This window comes from Pigmentiphaga litoralis, from assembly GCF_048632615.1.
In the GTDB taxonomy this organism is placed as follows: Bacteria; Pseudomonadota; Gammaproteobacteria; order Burkholderiales; family Burkholderiaceae_B; genus Pigmentiphaga; species Pigmentiphaga litoralis_B.
The window spans coordinates 259,039-276,156 of record NZ_CP184479.1 but is presented as its reverse complement, the minus strand read 5'-3'; the positions used below and the strand labels follow the sequence as shown (position 1 = coordinate 276,156).

The following is a 17,118-nucleotide window of genomic DNA, read 5'->3' as shown; positions in this document are numbered from 1 at the left end:
ACATCAGTGTCAAGGTTGAGTGATCCGCGCCGGGGGCAGCGCGAGCGTCACGGCAATTCCGTATTATAGGAGGCATGCAAGCACCCCCTCAGTTAATCGCTATCGTTCCAGCGGCCGGAGTTGGTGCGCGGGCTGTCCCGCGTACCAGCGATCCGGACCTTGCAGGAACGTCCAAACCCGTCGTGCCCAAGCAGTACCGGCTGCTGGCCGGCCAGCCAATGTTGCGCCGGGCCGTCGCCGCCTTGCTCCAAGACGTGCGCATTGCCCGTGTCGTGGTCGCCGTGACCGACGGCGACCCCTGGGCGCACACGGCCTTGCAGGGCATGGACCGGGTCGACATCCTGTCCTGCGGTGGCGCGACTCGTGCCGACACCGTCCGCAACACCCTGGCTGCGCTGCGCCTGCCCGACGACACCTGGGCGCTGGTGCATGACGCGGCACGACCGGGACTGTCGCCAGGCATTCTTGCCGACCTGATCGACACCTGCCTGAATCAGGCCGGGAACAGGGCTGGGGAGCCGGATGGAGCGGGCCAGGACGACAGCACAATCACGTCAGGCGATCAGCGCACCGCCGCTCGCCTGGACACCCGGCAGACCACCGGCGGTCTGGTCGCCTTGCGCGTGGCCGACACCATCAAGTCGCAAGATCCGGGCCGCATCCATCCCCCGCGTGGCGGCCACCGTGTCCCGCGACGGATTGTGGCAGGCGCAGACCCCGCAGATGTTTCCCGCCGGTCTGCTGCGCAAGGCGCTGGATACTGCCGCCCGAGAAGGAACGTTGGTGACCGATGAAGCCAGCGCGATCGAAGCACTCGGCTACGCACCCTGCTTAGTTCCGGGCTCATTGAGAAATTTCAAGCTGACCTGGCCCGAAGATTTTGACCTGATGGAACGATGGATCGATGACCACGCATGACGCAATCCCTAGCGCTTTCCCATTTCGCATCGGACAAGGGTTCGATGTGCATGCTTTGGTGCCCGACCGGCCGCTGATCATCGGTGGCGTCACCATCCCGCATACCCACGGATTGCTTGGCCATTCCGACGCCGACGTATTGCTGCACGCGATCACCGACGCGGTGCTGGGCGCCGCGGCGCTGGGCGACATCGGCCGGCTGTTCCCGGATACCGATGCCGCCTATGCGGGCGCCGACAGCCGCGTGCTGCTGCGTACCGCCATGCAGCGCGTCGACGCCGCCGGCTGGCAAGTGGTCAACGTGGATGCCACCGTGCATGCGCAGGCGCCCAAGATCGGACCGCACGCACCGGCCATGGTGCGCAATATTGCCGACGACCTGCGCATTTCGGTCAACTGCGTCAATGTGAAGGCCAAGACCAACGAGTCCCTGGGCTATCTCGGACGCAAGGAAGGCATTGCGGCCACGGTAGTGGCGATGCTGGCGCGCAAGCCCGATCCCTTTCAGGTGACCGACCTGTACAAAGGCGATTGACCGGGCGGCAGTGGCCGCCGGCGGGGCTACGACCCTGGAAATCGTCAGGCGAAGGATGACAACGTCGAGCCGCCAACGCCGCGACTGCACGCGCATAATTCATCGGTCTGCAGACTGTCCAGCACGCGCAAGGCTTCGTCCGGATTGCGTCCCACATTCAGGTTGTTCACAGACACGTGCTGGATGGTGTTGTCCGGGTCGACAATAAAGGTGGCCCGCAGCGCCACGCCTTCGTTCTTGTCGCGGATGCCAAGCTGGTCCACCAGGTCGCCGCGGGTGTCTCCGAACTGATAGTGGTTCAATCGGGACAGGTCCGGATGCTCACGGCGCCACGCCAGCTTGACGTATTCGTTGTCGACCGATCCCCCCATCAGGACGGCGTCGCGATCTTCAAAGTCCTTCGCCAGTTTTGCAAATCCGACGATTTCAGTCGGGCACACGAACGTGAAGGCCTTCGGGTAGAAGTAGATGACCTTCCACTTGCCGGGAAACGAGCTTTCCGTAAGGGTCTCGAACGCCGACGCGCCGTTTTCTTCGGGCGCATTGAAGCCCGGCTTGACCCCGTTGACCTTGAATGCTTCGAGTTTGTCGCCGACCGTTTTCATGGGCTCTCCTGGCTTGGATGGATAATCATTTGCCGTCCGCCGGTCTGACCGACGACGCTGCCAGGACGATGCGGGCAACCAACCCGCCACCATCTCGCGGCACCAGGGTCAGCGTACCCCCGGCGCGTTGCAGCAAGCGGCGGACAATCGCCAGGCCCAGCCCGGCGCCGCCGGCATCGGTCCGCGCGTCCGACCCCCGCGTGAACGGGCGCAGCAAGCGCGGCACGTCTTCGGTCTTGATCCCTGGCCCGCGGTCCGCCACTTCGATCACCACATTGGCGCCTTGCGGCTTGACGCTGACATCGATCCGCAGCGGAACATCCGGACCATGGCCATAGCGCCGGGCGTTTTCGATCAGATTGCCCACGGCGCGCTGCAGATCCGGCGCGGCGATCCGCGCCCACAGGTCGGGCCGGACGTCGGCCGATAGCGATCCGCCCACGGCTTCCGTGTGGCTGCGTTCCCGCTCGATCAGGTCGGACACGAGTTCCGACACGTTGTGGGTCGAATCGGTCGACGATGCCGGACGGGCGTATTCCATGAACTGGCCGATGGTGCGGTTGATCTGCTCGACGTCTTCATCGATGGCGTTGCGCGACGCTTCCGACGCGCCGCTCATTTCGATCTCGAGCCGCAGCCGCGCCAGCGGCGTGCGCAAGTCGTGCGAAATCCCGGCCAGCATGAGCGCGCGATCGGCTTCCGCGCGGTCCAGCTCTTCGACCATGCGGTTGAAGCTGGTGTTCACGCGGCGGATTTCTTCCGGTCCGCTTTCAGGCAAGGGGAGGGCGTCTCGCCACGCGACAGGGCCTGCGTTGCCCGCGACAACCGGGACAGGGGCCGGTTGACGAAGCCCACGATCACCGCCGCGCCCAACAGCGAGAGCAGCAGGGCCGCCGCGCCCCAGCCCAGCCATTCCACGCCCGGCACGCGCTCGGCGCGATCGCGCTCGACGACCATCCAGTAGGCGTCGTCATCGATGGAAAAGCTGACCCACAGGCCGGGAATGCGGTTGACCTCCCACGCGACGATGGTGTCGGGGCCCAGGCGATCGACCACCTGTTCCTCCACGCGCTGCAACACCTGCCGATTCGGGATGGGCACGGTGTGATCGCCGGATTCGCGGGGGTAGACCTGGATGCCCTCGTTCGTAGCGAGGTCCAGAAGGAGGTAGCGTCGCTCTCGGGGCGCCGAGTGCACCAGCGCGGCGCGGGTGATGTTGACGACGGTGACGATCTGCTGAGCGACCTGTTGCGCGCGCGGCTCCACTTCCATGCTTCGAAAAGCCTGGAGCCACGCGGCCAGACTGGCCGTCATGAGGACGGTCAACAAAAGAAAGGTGCGGCTGAACAGGCCTAAGCGAGACGCCACACGCAGGGCAACGGACATGAAAAATCAGGTGCCGTCAGCTGCCGCCATCGGGAACGAACACGTAGCCCAGGCCCCAGACGGTCTGGATGAACACGGGCTTCGCGGGATCGGGTTCGATCAGCTTGCGCAGGCGCGAGATCTGCACGTCCAGGCTGCGGTCGAACGCTTCATATTCACGGCCACGCGCCAGTTCCATCAACTTGTCACGCGAGAGCGGGATCTTGGGATGGCGGGCAAACACCTTCAGCACCGAAAACTCGCCGGTGGTCAGGGCGACCGGCTCGTTGTCACGGGTCAGGGTACGGGTGGCCAGATTCAGCACATACGGGCCGAAGGACACGGACTCGTTGTCCTGGCTCGGCGCGCCCGGATGTTCCTCGGGACCCCGGCGGCGCAGCACGGCGTTGACCCGGGCCAGCAATTCACGCGGATTGAAGGGCTTGGGAAGGTAGTCGTCGGCGCCCATTTCGAGGCCGACGATACGGTCCACGTCTTCGGCTTTGGCGGTCAACATGATGATCGGCGTGCTGTCCCGCGCGCCGCGCAGACGGCGGCAAATGGACAGGCCATCTTCCCCGGGCAGCATCAGGTCCAGGACCAGCAGATCGAAACGTTCGCGTTGCCAGAGCTTGTTCATGGTCTGGGCGTTTTCCGCGACCCAGACGGAGAAGCCCTGCTCGGCAAGGTAGCGGCGCAGAAGGTCGCGCAGACGCACGTCGTCATCGACGACGAGGATTTTTGGGGGCGTTGGCTAGTGACATGCGGCAAATGTAACGGAGCCAGTTGTATCAATCCAGCAAGGGACATTGGTTGTTACAGAAATGGGGACTTGGTCACGGCTGAGTGCGTGAGGCCCTGTTTTCACCGTCGTATGATGGAGTTGTGAACAAAGTCATCCTTCCCTTTTCCTTGCGCAAACGGTGGACACGCGGCCCACTTGCCATCGCCGGTGTGGCGGTGGTCGTTGCCGCGGCCTCGGCGGGGGTGGTCATTGCACAAACGCGCGACGCGCGTCTGCAGGCACGGGTAGCGGGTGCATCGCGGGACGGCATGCAGGCCGACATGGAAGGGCGGATCGATCGCGCCATGTCGCGCACGCTGCAGGCCCGCCAGGCCGATGGTCGTACCGCCGTGCTGACCGACAGCCCGGTTGACGTGGTATCGGCTGGCATGGATGGCTGGGCCGGCCCGGTCACGCAAGACGAGCGGCAACAGGTGCCCCGCAAGTTGACGTCCGAAGAGCGCAATCAGCTGCGCCAGGAAATCCGCAACGCGACCCAGGAAGTCTATCAGCCCTACCGCGACAAGAAGCGCTGACCCATTGCGTGGTGTGGGTTGGCATCGTGTTGGGTGGGGTTGAAGTGAATCCGGCTGAAGTCGATTCCTGCTGAAGTCGATCTGCCTAAAGTTGGCGGCGCCCGACGTTTCACCGCGCCGACGTCTTACAATCGCAGCCTATGTCGCTGCATATCCTTTCTTTAGAAACGTCTTCCGCCTGGTGCGGCGTGGCTCTGCTGCGCGGGCTGGTTGATGCGTCGTCCCCTGTCGCCCTCATTTCCCGCGAACACCAAGGTGTGCAGGAACATTCGGCACGTCTATTGCCCATGATCGACGAGGTCCTGGCCGAGGCAGGCATTGCCCGGTCCGCCATCGACGCGATTGCCTTCGGCCAGGGCCCGGGCGGATTCACGGGACTAAGGGTTGCCTGTGGCGTCGCGCAGGGCCTGGGCTTTGCTTTGGACCGACCGGTGCTGCCGGTGGTGTCGCACGCCGCCGTTGCGGTACAGGCGCAAGGCACCGCAGGGCAGCCCATTGTGGTGGCCATGGATGCCCGGATGCAGGAGGTGTATGTGGCAGCCTACGCGCAGCCTTCCGGCGGGGAACAGCAGGTGCTTCTGGCGCCCCAATTGATGGCGCTGGAGGGGCTCGATGAGTGGCTCGGGCAGACGTTCGGCCAAACACCAGGTACGCTGCCTCGAGGCGTTCCTGATGCGGGGGACGCCATTGGGGACGCCATTGTGGCGGACGCCGAGCCGGCTAGCACCGGCTGGTGGTTGGCCGGTGACGCCGCCGCCGCGTATCCGGACGCCTTTGCTGGCGTGGCCGCCGCGCAGCATGTGCCGGACGCCGTGCGGCCAACGGCGTCCGCCGTCGCCATGTTGGCCAGACGGGCGTGGCTGCGCGGAGAGGCGATCGCGCCCGAACTGGCCATGCCGCTGTATGTGCGCGACAAGGTCGCATTCACCACGGCAGAGCGCTTGCTGGGCGCGGGCGGCAATCCCAAGGTGGCGCCGGCGGCGCCGGTGGGAGAGGGCGCATGATGCCGACTCCCCCCATGACAGCCGGATTCGCCCGGCCGCAATCCATGTCGCCCGCGGACCTGGATGACGTTGAACGTATCGAAAAAGCGGTTTACGCCTTTCCATGGACCCGCAAGAACTTTGCGGATTCGATCAGCTCGGGTTACAGCGCGTGGGTCGTGCGGGACGCCGAGGTCATGCTTGGGTATTGCGTGCTGATGATGGTGCTGGACGAGGGCCATTTGCTGAATATCAGCGTGGCCAAGGACGCGCAGGGCAGGGGCGTCGGCCGCTTCCTGCTGGACTGGACCGAAAAAGTGGCGGTGTCCCTGGGGGCGCGCACGGTATTGCTGGAAGTACGGCCGTCCAATCCGGTAGCGCAAGGTTTCTATGAGCGGCATCGGTACGAACGGATCGGCGTGCGGCGCAACTACTATCCCGCGCCGGACGGACGGGAAGACGCGATCGTCATGCGCAAGACCTTCATGGCGGGTGAGCATCAGGTCAACGGGTCCGCGCGGCAGGCTGGGCGGGGTGCGCTATGAGCGACGCCAACGGCCAGGATCCCCGGCAAAGCAGCGTGCCCATGAACGCGGTGCGCAAGGCGTGGTTGCGTGAACTGGGTATCGAGCGAGTGTGGGCGGCCGGAAGCGCGCCCGCCTTGCCCGTGGCGGAAGCCAGCAGCCCGGCAAGCGTGGCGGCGAATCCCGCAATGCCGGGCCGCCTTCCGCAGCCCCCAAACGCAGTGGCCGCCGCGGCTGATCCCATCGCCCCGACTGCTCCCCAGGCGCTTTCAGAAATTGCGAAAAACGACGAGGACGCCAAACCCGCGACTCAAGGAGACGCGCTCATCCGCCAGGAGGGTCGCGAACTCAATGCCGAGGCGGCCGGCGCGGTAGCGGTGCTGGCCCCGCAAGCCGAGCTCGTGGCCAGACACACGGCCGACCTGCCGGGCGTTGCTCAGGAAGTCATTCGCGTCGTTCCGGCGCTGGCCCCCAACACCGGAATGTCACCAAAAGAAGCGTGGCTGTTGCTGCAGCAGGAAGTGCGCGGCTGCGTGGCCTGTGGCCTTTGCAAAACGCGGACGCAAACGGTGTTTGGCGGCGGCGTGCGGCGTGCCCGCTGGATGGTCATTGGCGAAGCGCCGGGCGAGCAGGAAGACAAGCAGGGCAAGCCTTTCGTGGGCAAATCCGGCCAGCTGCTGGACAGCATGCTGGCGTCCGTGAGCCATGCCCGCGACCGCGACGTGTTCATCGCCAATGTGATCAAGTGCCGGCCGCCAGGCGATCGGGATCCGCTGCCGCAAGAGGTGGCGACCTGCAGTCCGTATCTGATGCGCCAGATCGCGTCCGTGCAGCCGGAATTGATCCTCGTGCTGGGAAGGTTTGCCGCGCAGACGTTGCTGGGCAGCACGGCGGCTATTTCCACCCTGCGCGGCCGCGCCCATGAGATCGATGTTGGCGGCAAGGCGGTGCCCGTCGTGGTGAGTTACCACCCGGCCTATCTGCTGCGCAGTCCGCAGGAAAAACGCCGCGCGTGGCAGGACCTGCGGCTGGCGGCGTCGCTGGAACAGACGCCGGCGTAGCGGGGAGCGCAGCGGCTGCGATCAGCCGTGGTCGCACCGCAGCGCCGTGCCATGGGCACGGCTGCCGATGACCTGGTCCAGGTCCGGATGGAGTTCGTGGTTGCGCTTGTTCCACAGCATGATCAGCACCATCAACCCCGCCACCAGCGACCCGAAGATCACAATGATGGTATTGATCGGCAGCTTGAGCGCCAGCATGAGCGAATACACCGCCACCATCAGCAGGATGTTCAGCTGTTCGTTGAAGTTCTGCACGGCAATGGAATGACCGGCCGACAGCAGGACGTGGCCGCGATGCTGCAAAAGCGCGTTCATGGGCACCACAAAGAAGCCGCCCAGGCCGCCAATCATGATCAGCAGCGTATAGACGAACCACTTGTCGTAGGCAAACGGCATCAGCATGACCACCAGGCCCATGCCCACCCCCACCGGAAGCACGCTTAAAGCCTTATGCAGCGGAATGCGCCCTGCCAGCATGGCGCCTGCCACCGTACCGAATGACGCCACGCCCATCAGGATGGACGCCTTGTTCAACGGCAAGCCGAGCTGGACGCGGCCCCATTCGATCACGATCAGTTGCAAGGTGGCCCCGGCGCCCCAGAACAGGGTCGTGACGGCCAGCGAGATCTGGCCCAGCTTGTCACGCCACAGGGTGCCGACGAACCGGCTGAATTCGACCACCAGGCGAACCGGGTTGCGCTGCTGGCGTGGATAGCACACGCCGGTTCGCGGAATCAGCAGATTGAAGAATGCCGCCAGCAGATAGACCAGAGCGATCACCAGAATAGCCGCTTCGGCCGGCGTATCGACGCCCAGCGTGATGGACGGGATGGGATCGATGCTGAGCAACCAGGTGGAAATCTTGGGGCTGATCAGCGCGCCGCCTACGACTACCCCCAGGATGATGGACACCACCGTCAGGCCTTCGATCCAGCTGTTGCCCTTGACGAGTTGCTCGGGGGGAAGCAATTCGGTGATGATGCCGTATTTGGCGGGGGAGTAAGCCGCGGCGCCGATGCCGACGAGGGCATAGGCCATGGCGACCACGTACACCTGGTGCCCTTCGGCCAGCCCCAGGTTGGCGTACATGAACATGAGCAGACAGCCGCACACCTTGATGGTGTTGGTCGCGAACATGACCCGCCCCTTCGGGAAGCTGTCGGCCAGCGCGCCAACGAAGGCGGCCAGCACCACGTAGGACAGGGCGAACGACCACTTGATCATCGGCGTCATCCACGCCGGACCGTCCAGTTGCTGGATCAGCGCAATCGCTGCGATGAACAAGGCATTGTCGGCGAGCGACGAAAAAAACTGCGCCGCCATGATCAAGTAAAAGCCACGTCTCATCGGTTGTCGGTCTGACTCGGGCGCCTGCGTTGAATGGGAGGAAACGAGCGCGGTCATCGAGACGGCACTCCGCCAGGGCACCAACAGGGCACCATGGCGGACGATTTATAGCACGCGTGCACCGATATTTGCCTTTTCAGTTGTGTAAGGCAGCAAGGGAATGTCAGCGCGCTTTGCCGCGAGCTCAGCCGCGCGTATTGCTGCCCGTGTCGAACTGTTGGAGGTTGACCGCCGGGAGAGGTTCCCAACCCGGCTGGCGATGTTCGACCACGACATTGGTGAAGATGCCGCCGCGCACGTACCACTTGGCCGTCAGGCGCAGGAAGCGCGGGGCAATGGCGCCTACGATGTCATCAACGATCTGGTTGGTGACGGCTTCATGGAAGGCGCCCTCGTTGCGGAAGCTCCAGGTGTAGAGCTTCAGGCTTTTCAGTTCGACACAAAGTTGGTCGGGGATGTAGTCGATAATCAGCACCGCGAAGTCCGGCTGGCCGGTCAACGGGCACAGGCACGTGAATTCGGGCACCTCGATATGGATCTGGAAATCCCGCTTCTGGCTGGGATTGGGAAAAGTATCGAGGGTCTTGGAAGGTTGCGAAGGCATGATGCGGAATAGGGACCTGACGGAATGGTTACGATGGGCGGCTGCACGGCGCAGCAGGCAGGGCGCGCGTCGCGGCCCTGCGTGTGGCCCTTTGGTATTATACGGAGCGCCCGGGTACTGTTAGCGTTTTGGGTTGCGCCGCATTCCTGCCCTCAGTCCGTGGTTCGTCGTTCCATCCCCCTTCAGGAAGCGCGGTTCCGGTGAGACTCACCCAGATCAAACTTGCAGGATTCAAGTCCTTTGTCGATCCGACGTCGATTCTCGTCCCCAGCCAGCTGGTCGGGGTCGTGGGTCCTAACGGCTGCGGCAAGTCGAACATCATCGATGCGGTGCGGTGGGTGCTGGGCGAATCCAAGGCGTCCGAACTGCGGGGGAATCCATGCAGGACGTCATCTTCAATGGTTCGATCAATCGCAAGCCATCGGCGCGTTCGTCGGTCGAACTGGTGTTCGACAATTCCGAAGGGCGTGCGGCCGGACAGTGGAGCCAGTACGGCGAAATAGCGGTCAAGCGGGTCCTGACGCGCGACGGCACCAGCAGCTATTACGTCAATAACCAGCAGGTCCGCCGGCGCGACATCCACGACATTTTCCTGGGGACCGGCCTGGGGGCGCGGGGCTACGCCATCATCGGGCAAGGGATGATCTCGCGGATCATCGAGGCCCGTCCCGAAGAACTCCGGGTGTTCCTTGAAGAAGCGGCCGGGGTATCCCGCTACAAGGAACGCCGCCGCGAAACGGAAAACCGGCTGTCGGACACGCGCGAGAACATGACGCGGGTCGAAGACATCGTCCGTGAACTGACCACGCAGCTGGAAAAGCTGGAAGCGCAGGCCGAGGTCGCCCAGAAATACCAGGCCATGCAGGCCGAAGGCGAAAAGAAGCAGCGTTTTCTGTGGCTGCTGAAGAAGCGCGAAGCCGACCGCGAGCGCATGGACTTCGGGCTGGAAATCGAAAAGGCGCAGACCGAACTGGAAAGCGCCATGGCCGGCCTGCGCAAGCTGGAAGCCGATCTGGAAGGCAGCCGCCAGGCGCACTACGCCGCCAGTGATGCGGTGCACGCGGCCCAGGGCAGCCTGTACGAAGCGAACGGCGAAGTCAGCCGGCTCGAGGCCGAGATCAAGTACGTGGTCGAATCGCGCAACCGCATGCAGGCGCAACTGGCGCAGCTGCAGCAGCAGATCGCCCAGTGGAACGAGCAATACGAGCACGGCGGCGAAGACCTGGCCCGTGCCGAAGAAGACCTGGCCATTGGCGAGGCGCGCGCCGAAGAAGCCCGCATCACCGCCGAAGAATGGCAGGAACAGCTTCCCGACGTGGAAAGCCAGGTGCGCGACGCAATGGCCGGCCTGGCCGCCATGCGCGCGGAACTGGCGCAGGTCGAACAGAACCTGGCCCTGACGGCCCAGGCGCAGCGCGAAGCGGATCGCCAGTTGCAGGCGCTGGCGCAGCGCCGCGAACGGCTGGATCAGGAAGCCCGCAATCTGCAGCGGCCCGATGCCGCGCGGCTGGACCAGCTGACCGGCGATCTGGCGGATACCGAGCAGCGCGTGCGCGAGGCCCAGGAAGACCTGTCCGCGCTTGAAGCGCAGTTGCCGCAAGTGGATGCCGGACGCCGCCAGGCGCAGGACGCATCACAAAAGAAGTGGCGGCGGTCGGGCAGACCGAAGCCCGCCTGCTTGCGCTGACCCGCCTGCAACAGGACGTGCAGAAGCAGGGCGCCCTGCATCCCTGGCTGGAAAAGCACGAACTGGCGGGCCTTGGCCGGCTGTGGCAGAAGCTGCATATCGAGCCGGGTTGGGAAGCGGCCCTGGAAGCCGTGCTGCGCGAGCGGCTGGCGGCGCTGGAAGTCAGCAACCTGGATTGGGCGCGGGCATTTTTCAGTGATGCGCCGCCGGCGCGTCTGGCTTTCTTCCAGATGCCGTCGCCCGGCGCCGCGCCTGCCGCCGAAGCGGGTCTGACGCCGCTGACGTCGTTGCTCCGCATCACCGATCCGCAGTTGCGCGCATTGATGAATGACTGGCTGCGCAATGTCTACACCGCCACCGATGCGGCGCAGGCACTGGGCGCGCGCCAGCAACTGCCCGACGGCGCATCGTTCGTGGTGCGCGAAGGGCATCTGATCAGCGCCAACAGCGTGCGATTCCATGCCGCTGATTCCGAACAGTCCGGCATGCTGGCGCGCCAGCAGGAAATCGAGAATCTGCAGCGTCAGGTCAAGGCGCAGCAGATGCTGGCGGATGAATCCCGGTCGATGGTCGCCCGGGCCGAGGCGGCCTATCAGCAGGTGGCGCAGGCCATGCCCGCGTCCCGGCAACGCCTGGCCGAGGTCACCCAGCGGCTGCACGGCATTCAGCTGGAACATTCCAGGCTGTCGCAACAAGCCGCGCAATCCGAAGAACGCGCCAGCCGCATCGATGAAGAACGCGCCGAAATCGCTGCGCAAGAAGAAGAAGCTCGCGTCCGCAAGGAAGAAGCGGAATTCCGCTTTGAAACGCTGGACGGTGAACTGGGCGACAAACAGACGGCATTCGAAGATGCGCAGATGGCGCAGGAGCAACGCGAGGCCAATGCCCAGGCCGGGCGCGAACGCCTGCGCGAACTGGAACGCGCGGCGCAGGAAGCCAGTTTCGCGGAACGCGGCCTGCGGGCGCGCATTGATGAACTGCGGCGCACCATGCAGCTGGCGTCCGAACAAAGCCAGCGGGCGCTGGGCGACGCCGAACGCGTTCAGGCGGAACTGCGGGTGCTGGATGACGAGGCCGCGAAAGCCGGCCTGCAGGACGCCCTGGAAATCCGGGCCGAACGCGAAGACATTCTGGCGCGCGCCCGTATTGAACTGGACAGCCTGAGCGCGGGCCTGCGCGGCTTTGACGAAGAACGGCTGACGATCGAGCGGTCGCTCGAACCCCGCCGCGCGCGCATCACCGAGCTGCAGCTGAAGGAGCAGGCCGCGCGCCTGGCGCAGGAACAGTACGGCGAACAGCTGGCTAACCAGGAAATCGACTTGACCGCGCTCGGCGCCGAACTGGACGAGCTGCCCAAGGAATGGCAGCGCGCCAACTGGCTCAATTCCGAAGTGCAGCGCCTGAATCGCGAGATCGGCCTGCTGGGCGCGGTCAACCTGGCGGCGCTGGACGAACTCAAGGCGTCGCGTGAACGCAAGGAATACCTGGACGCGCAGCAGGGCGACCTGCAGTCGGCCATCGACACCCTGGAAGACGCGATCCGCAAGATCGACAGGGAAACCCGGCAGCTGCTGCAGGAAACCTTCGACATCGTGAACCGCAATTTTGGCGAGCTGTTCCCGACCTTGTTCGGCGGGGGCGAAGCCAAGCTGGTGATGACCGGCGACGAAATCCTGGATGCCGGCGTGCAGGTCATGGCGCAACCGCCGGGCAAACGCAACAGCACCATCCACCTGCTGTCCGGCGGCGAAAAGACGCTGACGGCCACCGCGCTGGTGTTCGCGCTGTTCAAGTTGAATCCCGCGCCGTTCTGCCTGCTGGACGAGGTGGACGCACCGCTGGACGACGCCAACACCGAACGGTATGCCAATCTGGTCCGCAGCATGAGCCAGCAGACCCAATTCCTTTTCATCTCGCACAACAAGATCGCCATGGAAATGGCGCATCAACTGGTGGGCGTCACCATGCAGGAGCAGGGCGTGTCGCGCATCGTCGCGGTCGACCTCGAGTCTGCCCTGCAACTTGCCGTCGAGGCCTGACGCCGCCATGACCCTTACTCCCATCCCCGCCCCCTTTTCGGGAAACGCAGAACATGAATGATCTTCAATCCGGGTTGATTGCCCTTGGCGTGCTGGCGATCGTCATCGTGCTCGGCCTCAACTGGTTCCAGGACCATCGCGCGCGCAAGCAGATGCAGGCCCGTTTTCCCGACAACGGAAAAGACCCGCTGCTGACGCCCAGCGATCCACCGGTGCCCGGCGCGTCGCCGGAACTGGTTCGCCGCGAGCCCGGCCTGGGCGTGGCGCCGGCAATGGCCGAGCCGGTCACCTCAGTTGAATCGGGCGCCCTGGCGGACATCCCGCCGCATGACGCCGAAGAAGCCGACGAGGCCTGCGAAACCGTGATCGACGTGGTGTTCATGGAACCGGTCATGGGCGACGAATTGAGCGCGTTCACCCAAGGCATCCGCCACGCCGGCCAGAAGCCGCTGCGGGTGTTCGCACATACGGCCGACGGCGTGCATCGCAGCTCGATCCGCCCCAACGAGCGATATGCATCGGTACAGGTGGCCGTGCTGCTGGCCAACCGCAGCGGCGCCTTGACCGCCGGCGAATGGGCGGAAGCCTTGTCGCGGTCGCGCGTGCTGGCCGACCGTTTCGACGGCACCGTCGAAGCCACCGATACCCAGGCCGTGCTGGGCCGTGCCGGTCAACTGGACGGCGCATGTGCCGCGCTCGACGCGCAGGTAGGCATCACGCTGGTAGCGCGCAGCCGCCGCTGGGCGTCGAGCGACATCCTGACCGCCGCGCGCGAAGCCGGTTTTTCGGGCATACAGGACGGCCGCCTGCCGTGGGTCGACCATGACGGCATCATCCGTTTCACCCTGGGCCGCACCGATGGGGTGTCGCTGGGATCGGCCGGTCCGGCCACCATCGGCCAATTGAATCTGCTGCTTGACGTGCCCCGCGCACCGGCCGACGAACACGGCTTTGCCCGCATGGCGCAGACCGCGCGCACGCTGGCTGGGCGTCTTGAAGCCGATGTGGTGGACGACAATGGCCGCCCGCTTGCCGATGGGGCGGAGCAGGCGATCGACAAACAGCTGCAGGCGCTGTACGTGCGCCTGGACGACGCCGGTCTGACGGCGGGTTCCGCCCGCGCCCAGCGGGTGTTTGGCTGAGCGGGCTGGCACGGGCATGACGGATCTGACGTCCAAGCTGGATCGCGAGAACATCGCCGCCGAGCGGATCGCCGCGTTGCGTGACGAGCTTGCGGAGCACAACCATCGGTATTACGTGCTCGACGCGCCCATCGTGACCGATGCCGAGTACGACAAGCTGTTCGGTGAACTGGTCGCGCTCGAAACCGAATTCCCCTTGCTGGTCACGGCCGAGTCCCCCACGCAGCGGGTCGGCGGCGCGCCGCTGTCGGCCTTTGGCAATGTGCGGCATGCCGTGCCGATGCTGTCCTTGAACAATGCGTTCGAAGACGACGATATCGTGGCGTTCGACAAGCGGGTGCGGGATACGCTCAAGGCAGGCGACACGCCAGTCACCTACGCCTGTGAATTGAAGTTCGACGGACTGGCGATCAGCCTGCGCTACGAGAACGGCGCGCTGGCCCAGGCCGTAACGCGCGGCGACGGGCAGACCGGCGAAGACGTCACCGCCAATATCCGCACCGTGCGGGCCATCCCGACGCGGCTGCGCGCAAGCACCGCGCATGGCAAGGCGCCGGCGGTGCTGGAAGTGCGCGGTGAAGTGCTGCTGTTTCGCGCCGACTTCGACAAGATCAACGATGCGCAACGCGCGGCCGGAGACAAGGTCTTCATCAATCCCCGCAACGCCGCCGCTGGCAGCCTGCGGCAACTGGATTCGCGGATCACGGCCAAGCGGCCGCTGCGTTTCTTTGCGTATGGCTGGGGCGAGATCGTCGGTGAATCCCCGGCCGGGTCAGGCGACCAGGCCAGTTCGGTCGCTGCGCCTGTCGCGGCGACAGGCGCAACGGCGCCTGCTACGCCTCACGAGACGCACACCGCCATGCTCGACTGGCTGCGCGACCTGGGCCTGCCGGTCGGGCAGTACCGCGCGCAGGTCGAAGGCGCCGAAGGCCTGCTGCGGTTCTATGAAGCTGCGCAGACCCACCGGCCCAATCTGCCCTATGACATCGACGGCGTGGTCTACAAGGTCGACGCATTGGCATCGCAACGTGCGCTGGGCTTCGTCTCCCGCGCGCCGCGTTTTGCGATTGCCCACAAGTTTCCGGCTGAAGAAGCCACGACTGAACTCCTGGATATCGAAGTGCAGGTGGGGCGCACCGGCGCCATCACGCCCGTGGCGCGGCTCAAGCCCGTGTTCGTCGGCGGCGTGACGGTCACCAACGCGACCCTGCACAACGAAGACGAGATCGCGCGCAAGGATGTGCGCATCGGCGACACGGTGGTGGTACGCCGTGCTGGCGACGTGATTCCCGAAGTGGTCATGCCTATCCTGGAAAAGCGCCCGTCGACGGCCCTGCAGTTCGTGATGCCGACGGCGTGCCCGGTGTGCGGGTCGGCCATTGAACGGCTGGAAGGCGAGACGATATCGCGCTGCACCGGCGGCCTGTTCTGCGCCGCGCAGCGCAAGCAGGCGGTGGCGCATGCGGCCAGCCGCCGCGCGCTCGACATCGACGGCCTGGGCGACAAGCTGGTCGATCAGCTGGTGGAAAGCGGCCGCGTGCATACGCTGGCCGACCTGTACACCCTGACGGTCGAAGAACTGTCGGGCATGGATCGTCTGGGCGAAAAATCGGCGACCAACCTGGTTAACGCGATCGCGGCCACCCGCCATCCGCAATTGGGACGCTTCCTGTTCGCGCTTGGCATTCGCCACGTCGGCGAATCGACCGCCCGGGACCTGGCGCGGCACTTCGGCACCCTGGACGCGGTCATGAAGGCAGGCGAAAACGATTTCCTGGCCGTGAATGATGTGGGCCCGGTGGTGGCTGAATCGCTGGCCCGTTTCTTTGGCGAAGAGCACAACCGCGAAGTGATCGATGCCTTGCGCCGCAATGGCGTCGAGCCAGGCACCGAGACCGTCGTGGATCGCATGGCGGGCACCTTGGCCGACAAGATCTTCGTACTGACCGGCACGCTGCCGACGCTGTCGCGCGATGAAGCGGCCGAGATGATCCTGGCCGCCGGCGGCAAGGTGACGGGGTCGGTATCGAAAAAAACGCACTACGTCGTTGCCGGCGAAGACGCCGGCAGCAAGCTGGTCAAGGCGCAGGACCTGGGCATCACCGTCATCGACGAAGACGGCCTGCGCGACTTGCTGGCGGGCACCACGGAATAACAAAGGCATCCCTATGCAGGCAATCATCGGCGGCACCGGCCTCTATCAACTTACCGGACTGACGGTCACGCGCCGCCAGGTGGTGCGCACGCCCTATGGCGAACCGTCGGGTGCGCTTACCTTTGGCCGTATCGGCGACAGCGACGAGATCGCGTTCCTGGCGCGTCACGGGTATGGGCACACATTGGCCCCCCACCGCATCAACTATCGCGCCAACCTGTGGGCGCTGCATGAAGTGGGCGTTCGCCGCATCGTATCGGTCGCAACCGTGGGCGGCATCGGTGACGGCTACACGCCGGGCCGCATTGTCGTGCCCGACCAGATCATCGACTACACACATGATCGCCTGCATACCTTTTTCGAAGGCGGTGACCAGGCCGTGGCGCATGCCGACATGACGCTGCCCTACGGCGCCGACATGCGCGCCGACCTGCTGACGGCGGCGGAAGCCGCGGGCATCGACGTGCGTGATGGTGGCACCTACGGATGCACCCAGGGTCCGCGGCTGGAAACGGCGGCCGAAATTCGCCGCATGGCGCGCGATGGCTGCGACGTGGTCGGCATGACGGGCATGCCCGAGGCCGCCCTGGCGCGTGAATTGGAGCTGGACTACGGCGCCCTGTGCCTGATCACCAATGACGCGGCCGGGCAGGGCGCCAGCACGGGCACGATCTCGCTCGACGAAATCCGCAACACGGTCGAAACCACCATGCAGGGCATCCACGCGATCCTGGGCAGCCTGGTCAACCTCAAGAGTTAGGCGGGAAACGGGGGCCGACCGCCCCCGACCCATCAATTGCGTAACAGGGCATGCGCAAACGCCTCTGCCGTTA

Annotated in this window: 12 protein-coding genes and 3 pseudogenes; 10 read left to right on the top strand and 5 right to left on the bottom strand. The window is 65.1% G+C overall.

Annotation, left to right across the window (positions count from 1 at the left end; genetic code table 11):
• Window positions 1–74 precede the first annotated feature (74 nt).
• Window positions 75–918 (top strand): annotated as a pseudogene (locus ACNANG_RS01330) (2-C-methyl-D-erythritol 4-phosphate cytidylyltransferase).
• A complete protein-coding gene (ispF, locus tag ACNANG_RS01325; protein WP_420225673.1) occupies window positions 905–1,453 on the top strand; it encodes a 2-C-methyl-D-erythritol 2,4-cyclodiphosphate synthase in 549 nt (182 codons plus the stop codon). Before ACNANG_RS01330 ends, ispF begins: the two are co-directional and overlap by 14 nt.
• A gap of 44 nt (window positions 1,454–1,497) precedes the next feature.
• Here the strand turns inward: ispF and ACNANG_RS01320 are convergent, their stop codons facing one another.
• The 3 genes and pseudogenes from ACNANG_RS01320 to ompR all read right to left on the bottom strand — a co-directional run bounded on the left by ACNANG_RS01320 (window position 1,498) and on the right by ompR (window position 4,141).
• Window positions 1,498–2,058, bottom strand: a complete 561-nt coding sequence (locus tag ACNANG_RS01320) for a peroxiredoxin (protein ID WP_420225672.1) — start codon at window positions 2,056–2,058, stop codon at window positions 1,498–1,500.
• Between the two features lie 25 nt (window positions 2,059–2,083).
• Window positions 2,084–3,444, bottom strand: a pseudogene (locus ACNANG_RS01315) (ATP-binding protein).
• Window positions 3,445–3,460: 16 nt separating this feature from the next.
• The gene (gene ompR / locus ACNANG_RS01310) at window positions 3,461–4,141 is read right to left on the bottom strand and encodes a two-component system response regulator OmpR (RefSeq protein ID WP_420225671.1); all 681 of its coding nucleotides are present in this window, start codon (window positions 4,139–4,141) and stop codon (window positions 3,461–3,463) included.
• A gap of 167 nt (window positions 4,142–4,308) precedes the next feature.
• Here ompR and ACNANG_RS01305 point away from each other — a divergent pair, with 167 nt between their 5' ends.
• From ACNANG_RS01305 to ACNANG_RS01290, 4 genes are all read left to right on the top strand, one after another.
• The gene (locus ACNANG_RS01305; RefSeq protein ID WP_420225670.1) at window positions 4,309–4,743 is read left to right on the top strand and encodes a hypothetical protein; all 435 of its coding nucleotides are present in this window, start codon (window positions 4,309–4,311) and stop codon (window positions 4,741–4,743) included.
• A gap of 140 nt (window positions 4,744–4,883) precedes the next feature.
• Window positions 4,884–5,747, top strand: coding sequence for a tRNA (adenosine(37)-N6)-threonylcarbamoyltransferase complex dimerization subunit type 1 TsaB (gene tsaB, locus ACNANG_RS01300; RefSeq protein ID WP_420225669.1), 864 nt, complete (start codon window positions 4,884–4,886; stop codon window positions 5,745–5,747).
• Window positions 5,744–6,271, top strand: coding sequence for a ribosomal protein S18-alanine N-acetyltransferase (gene rimI, locus ACNANG_RS01295; RefSeq protein ID WP_420225668.1), 528 nt, complete (start codon window positions 5,744–5,746; stop codon window positions 6,269–6,271). The genes tsaB and rimI overlap by 4 nt, the downstream gene beginning before the upstream one ends.
• The gene (locus ACNANG_RS01290) at window positions 6,268–7,311 is read left to right on the top strand and encodes a uracil-DNA glycosylase (RefSeq protein ID WP_420225667.1); all 1,044 of its coding nucleotides are present in this window, start codon (window positions 6,268–6,270) and stop codon (window positions 7,309–7,311) included. The genes rimI and ACNANG_RS01290 overlap by 4 nt, the downstream gene beginning before the upstream one ends.
• A 21-nt stretch (window positions 7,312–7,332) precedes the next feature.
• Here the strand turns inward: ACNANG_RS01290 and lplT are convergent, their stop codons facing one another.
• Window positions 7,333–8,658 (bottom strand): lysophospholipid transporter LplT, encoded by a 1,326-nt coding sequence (lplT, locus tag ACNANG_RS01285; protein ID WP_420225666.1) that lies wholly within the window; start codon window positions 8,656–8,658, stop codon window positions 7,333–7,335.
• A 184-nt stretch (window positions 8,659–8,842) separates the two neighbouring features.
• Window positions 8,843–9,262, bottom strand: a complete 420-nt coding sequence (gene queF, locus ACNANG_RS01280) for a preQ(1) synthase (protein WP_420225665.1) — start codon at window positions 9,260–9,262, stop codon at window positions 8,843–8,845.
• Between the two features lie 200 nt (window positions 9,263–9,462).
• Between queF and smc the strand changes: the two are divergent.
• The 4 genes and pseudogenes from smc to ACNANG_RS01260 all read left to right on the top strand — a co-directional run bounded on the left by smc (window position 9,463) and on the right by ACNANG_RS01260 (window position 17,045).
• A pseudogene (gene smc / locus ACNANG_RS01275) lies at window positions 9,463–12,988 on the top strand (chromosome segregation protein SMC).
• Window positions 12,989–13,041: 53 nt separating this feature from the next.
• The gene (locus ACNANG_RS01270; protein WP_420225664.1) at window positions 13,042–14,130 is read left to right on the top strand and encodes a cell division protein ZipA C-terminal FtsZ-binding domain-containing protein; all 1,089 of its coding nucleotides are present in this window, start codon (window positions 13,042–13,044) and stop codon (window positions 14,128–14,130) included.
• Between the two features lie 16 nt (window positions 14,131–14,146).
• The gene (gene ligA, locus ACNANG_RS01265) at window positions 14,147–16,285 is read left to right on the top strand and encodes an NAD-dependent DNA ligase LigA (protein WP_420225663.1); all 2,139 of its coding nucleotides are present in this window, start codon (window positions 14,147–14,149) and stop codon (window positions 16,283–16,285) included.
• 13 nt (window positions 16,286–16,298) lie between these two features.
• Window positions 16,299–17,045, top strand: coding sequence for an S-methyl-5'-thioinosine phosphorylase (locus ACNANG_RS01260; protein ID WP_420225662.1), 747 nt, complete (start codon window positions 16,299–16,301; stop codon window positions 17,043–17,045).
• Window positions 17,046–17,118: the final 73 nt, after the last annotated feature.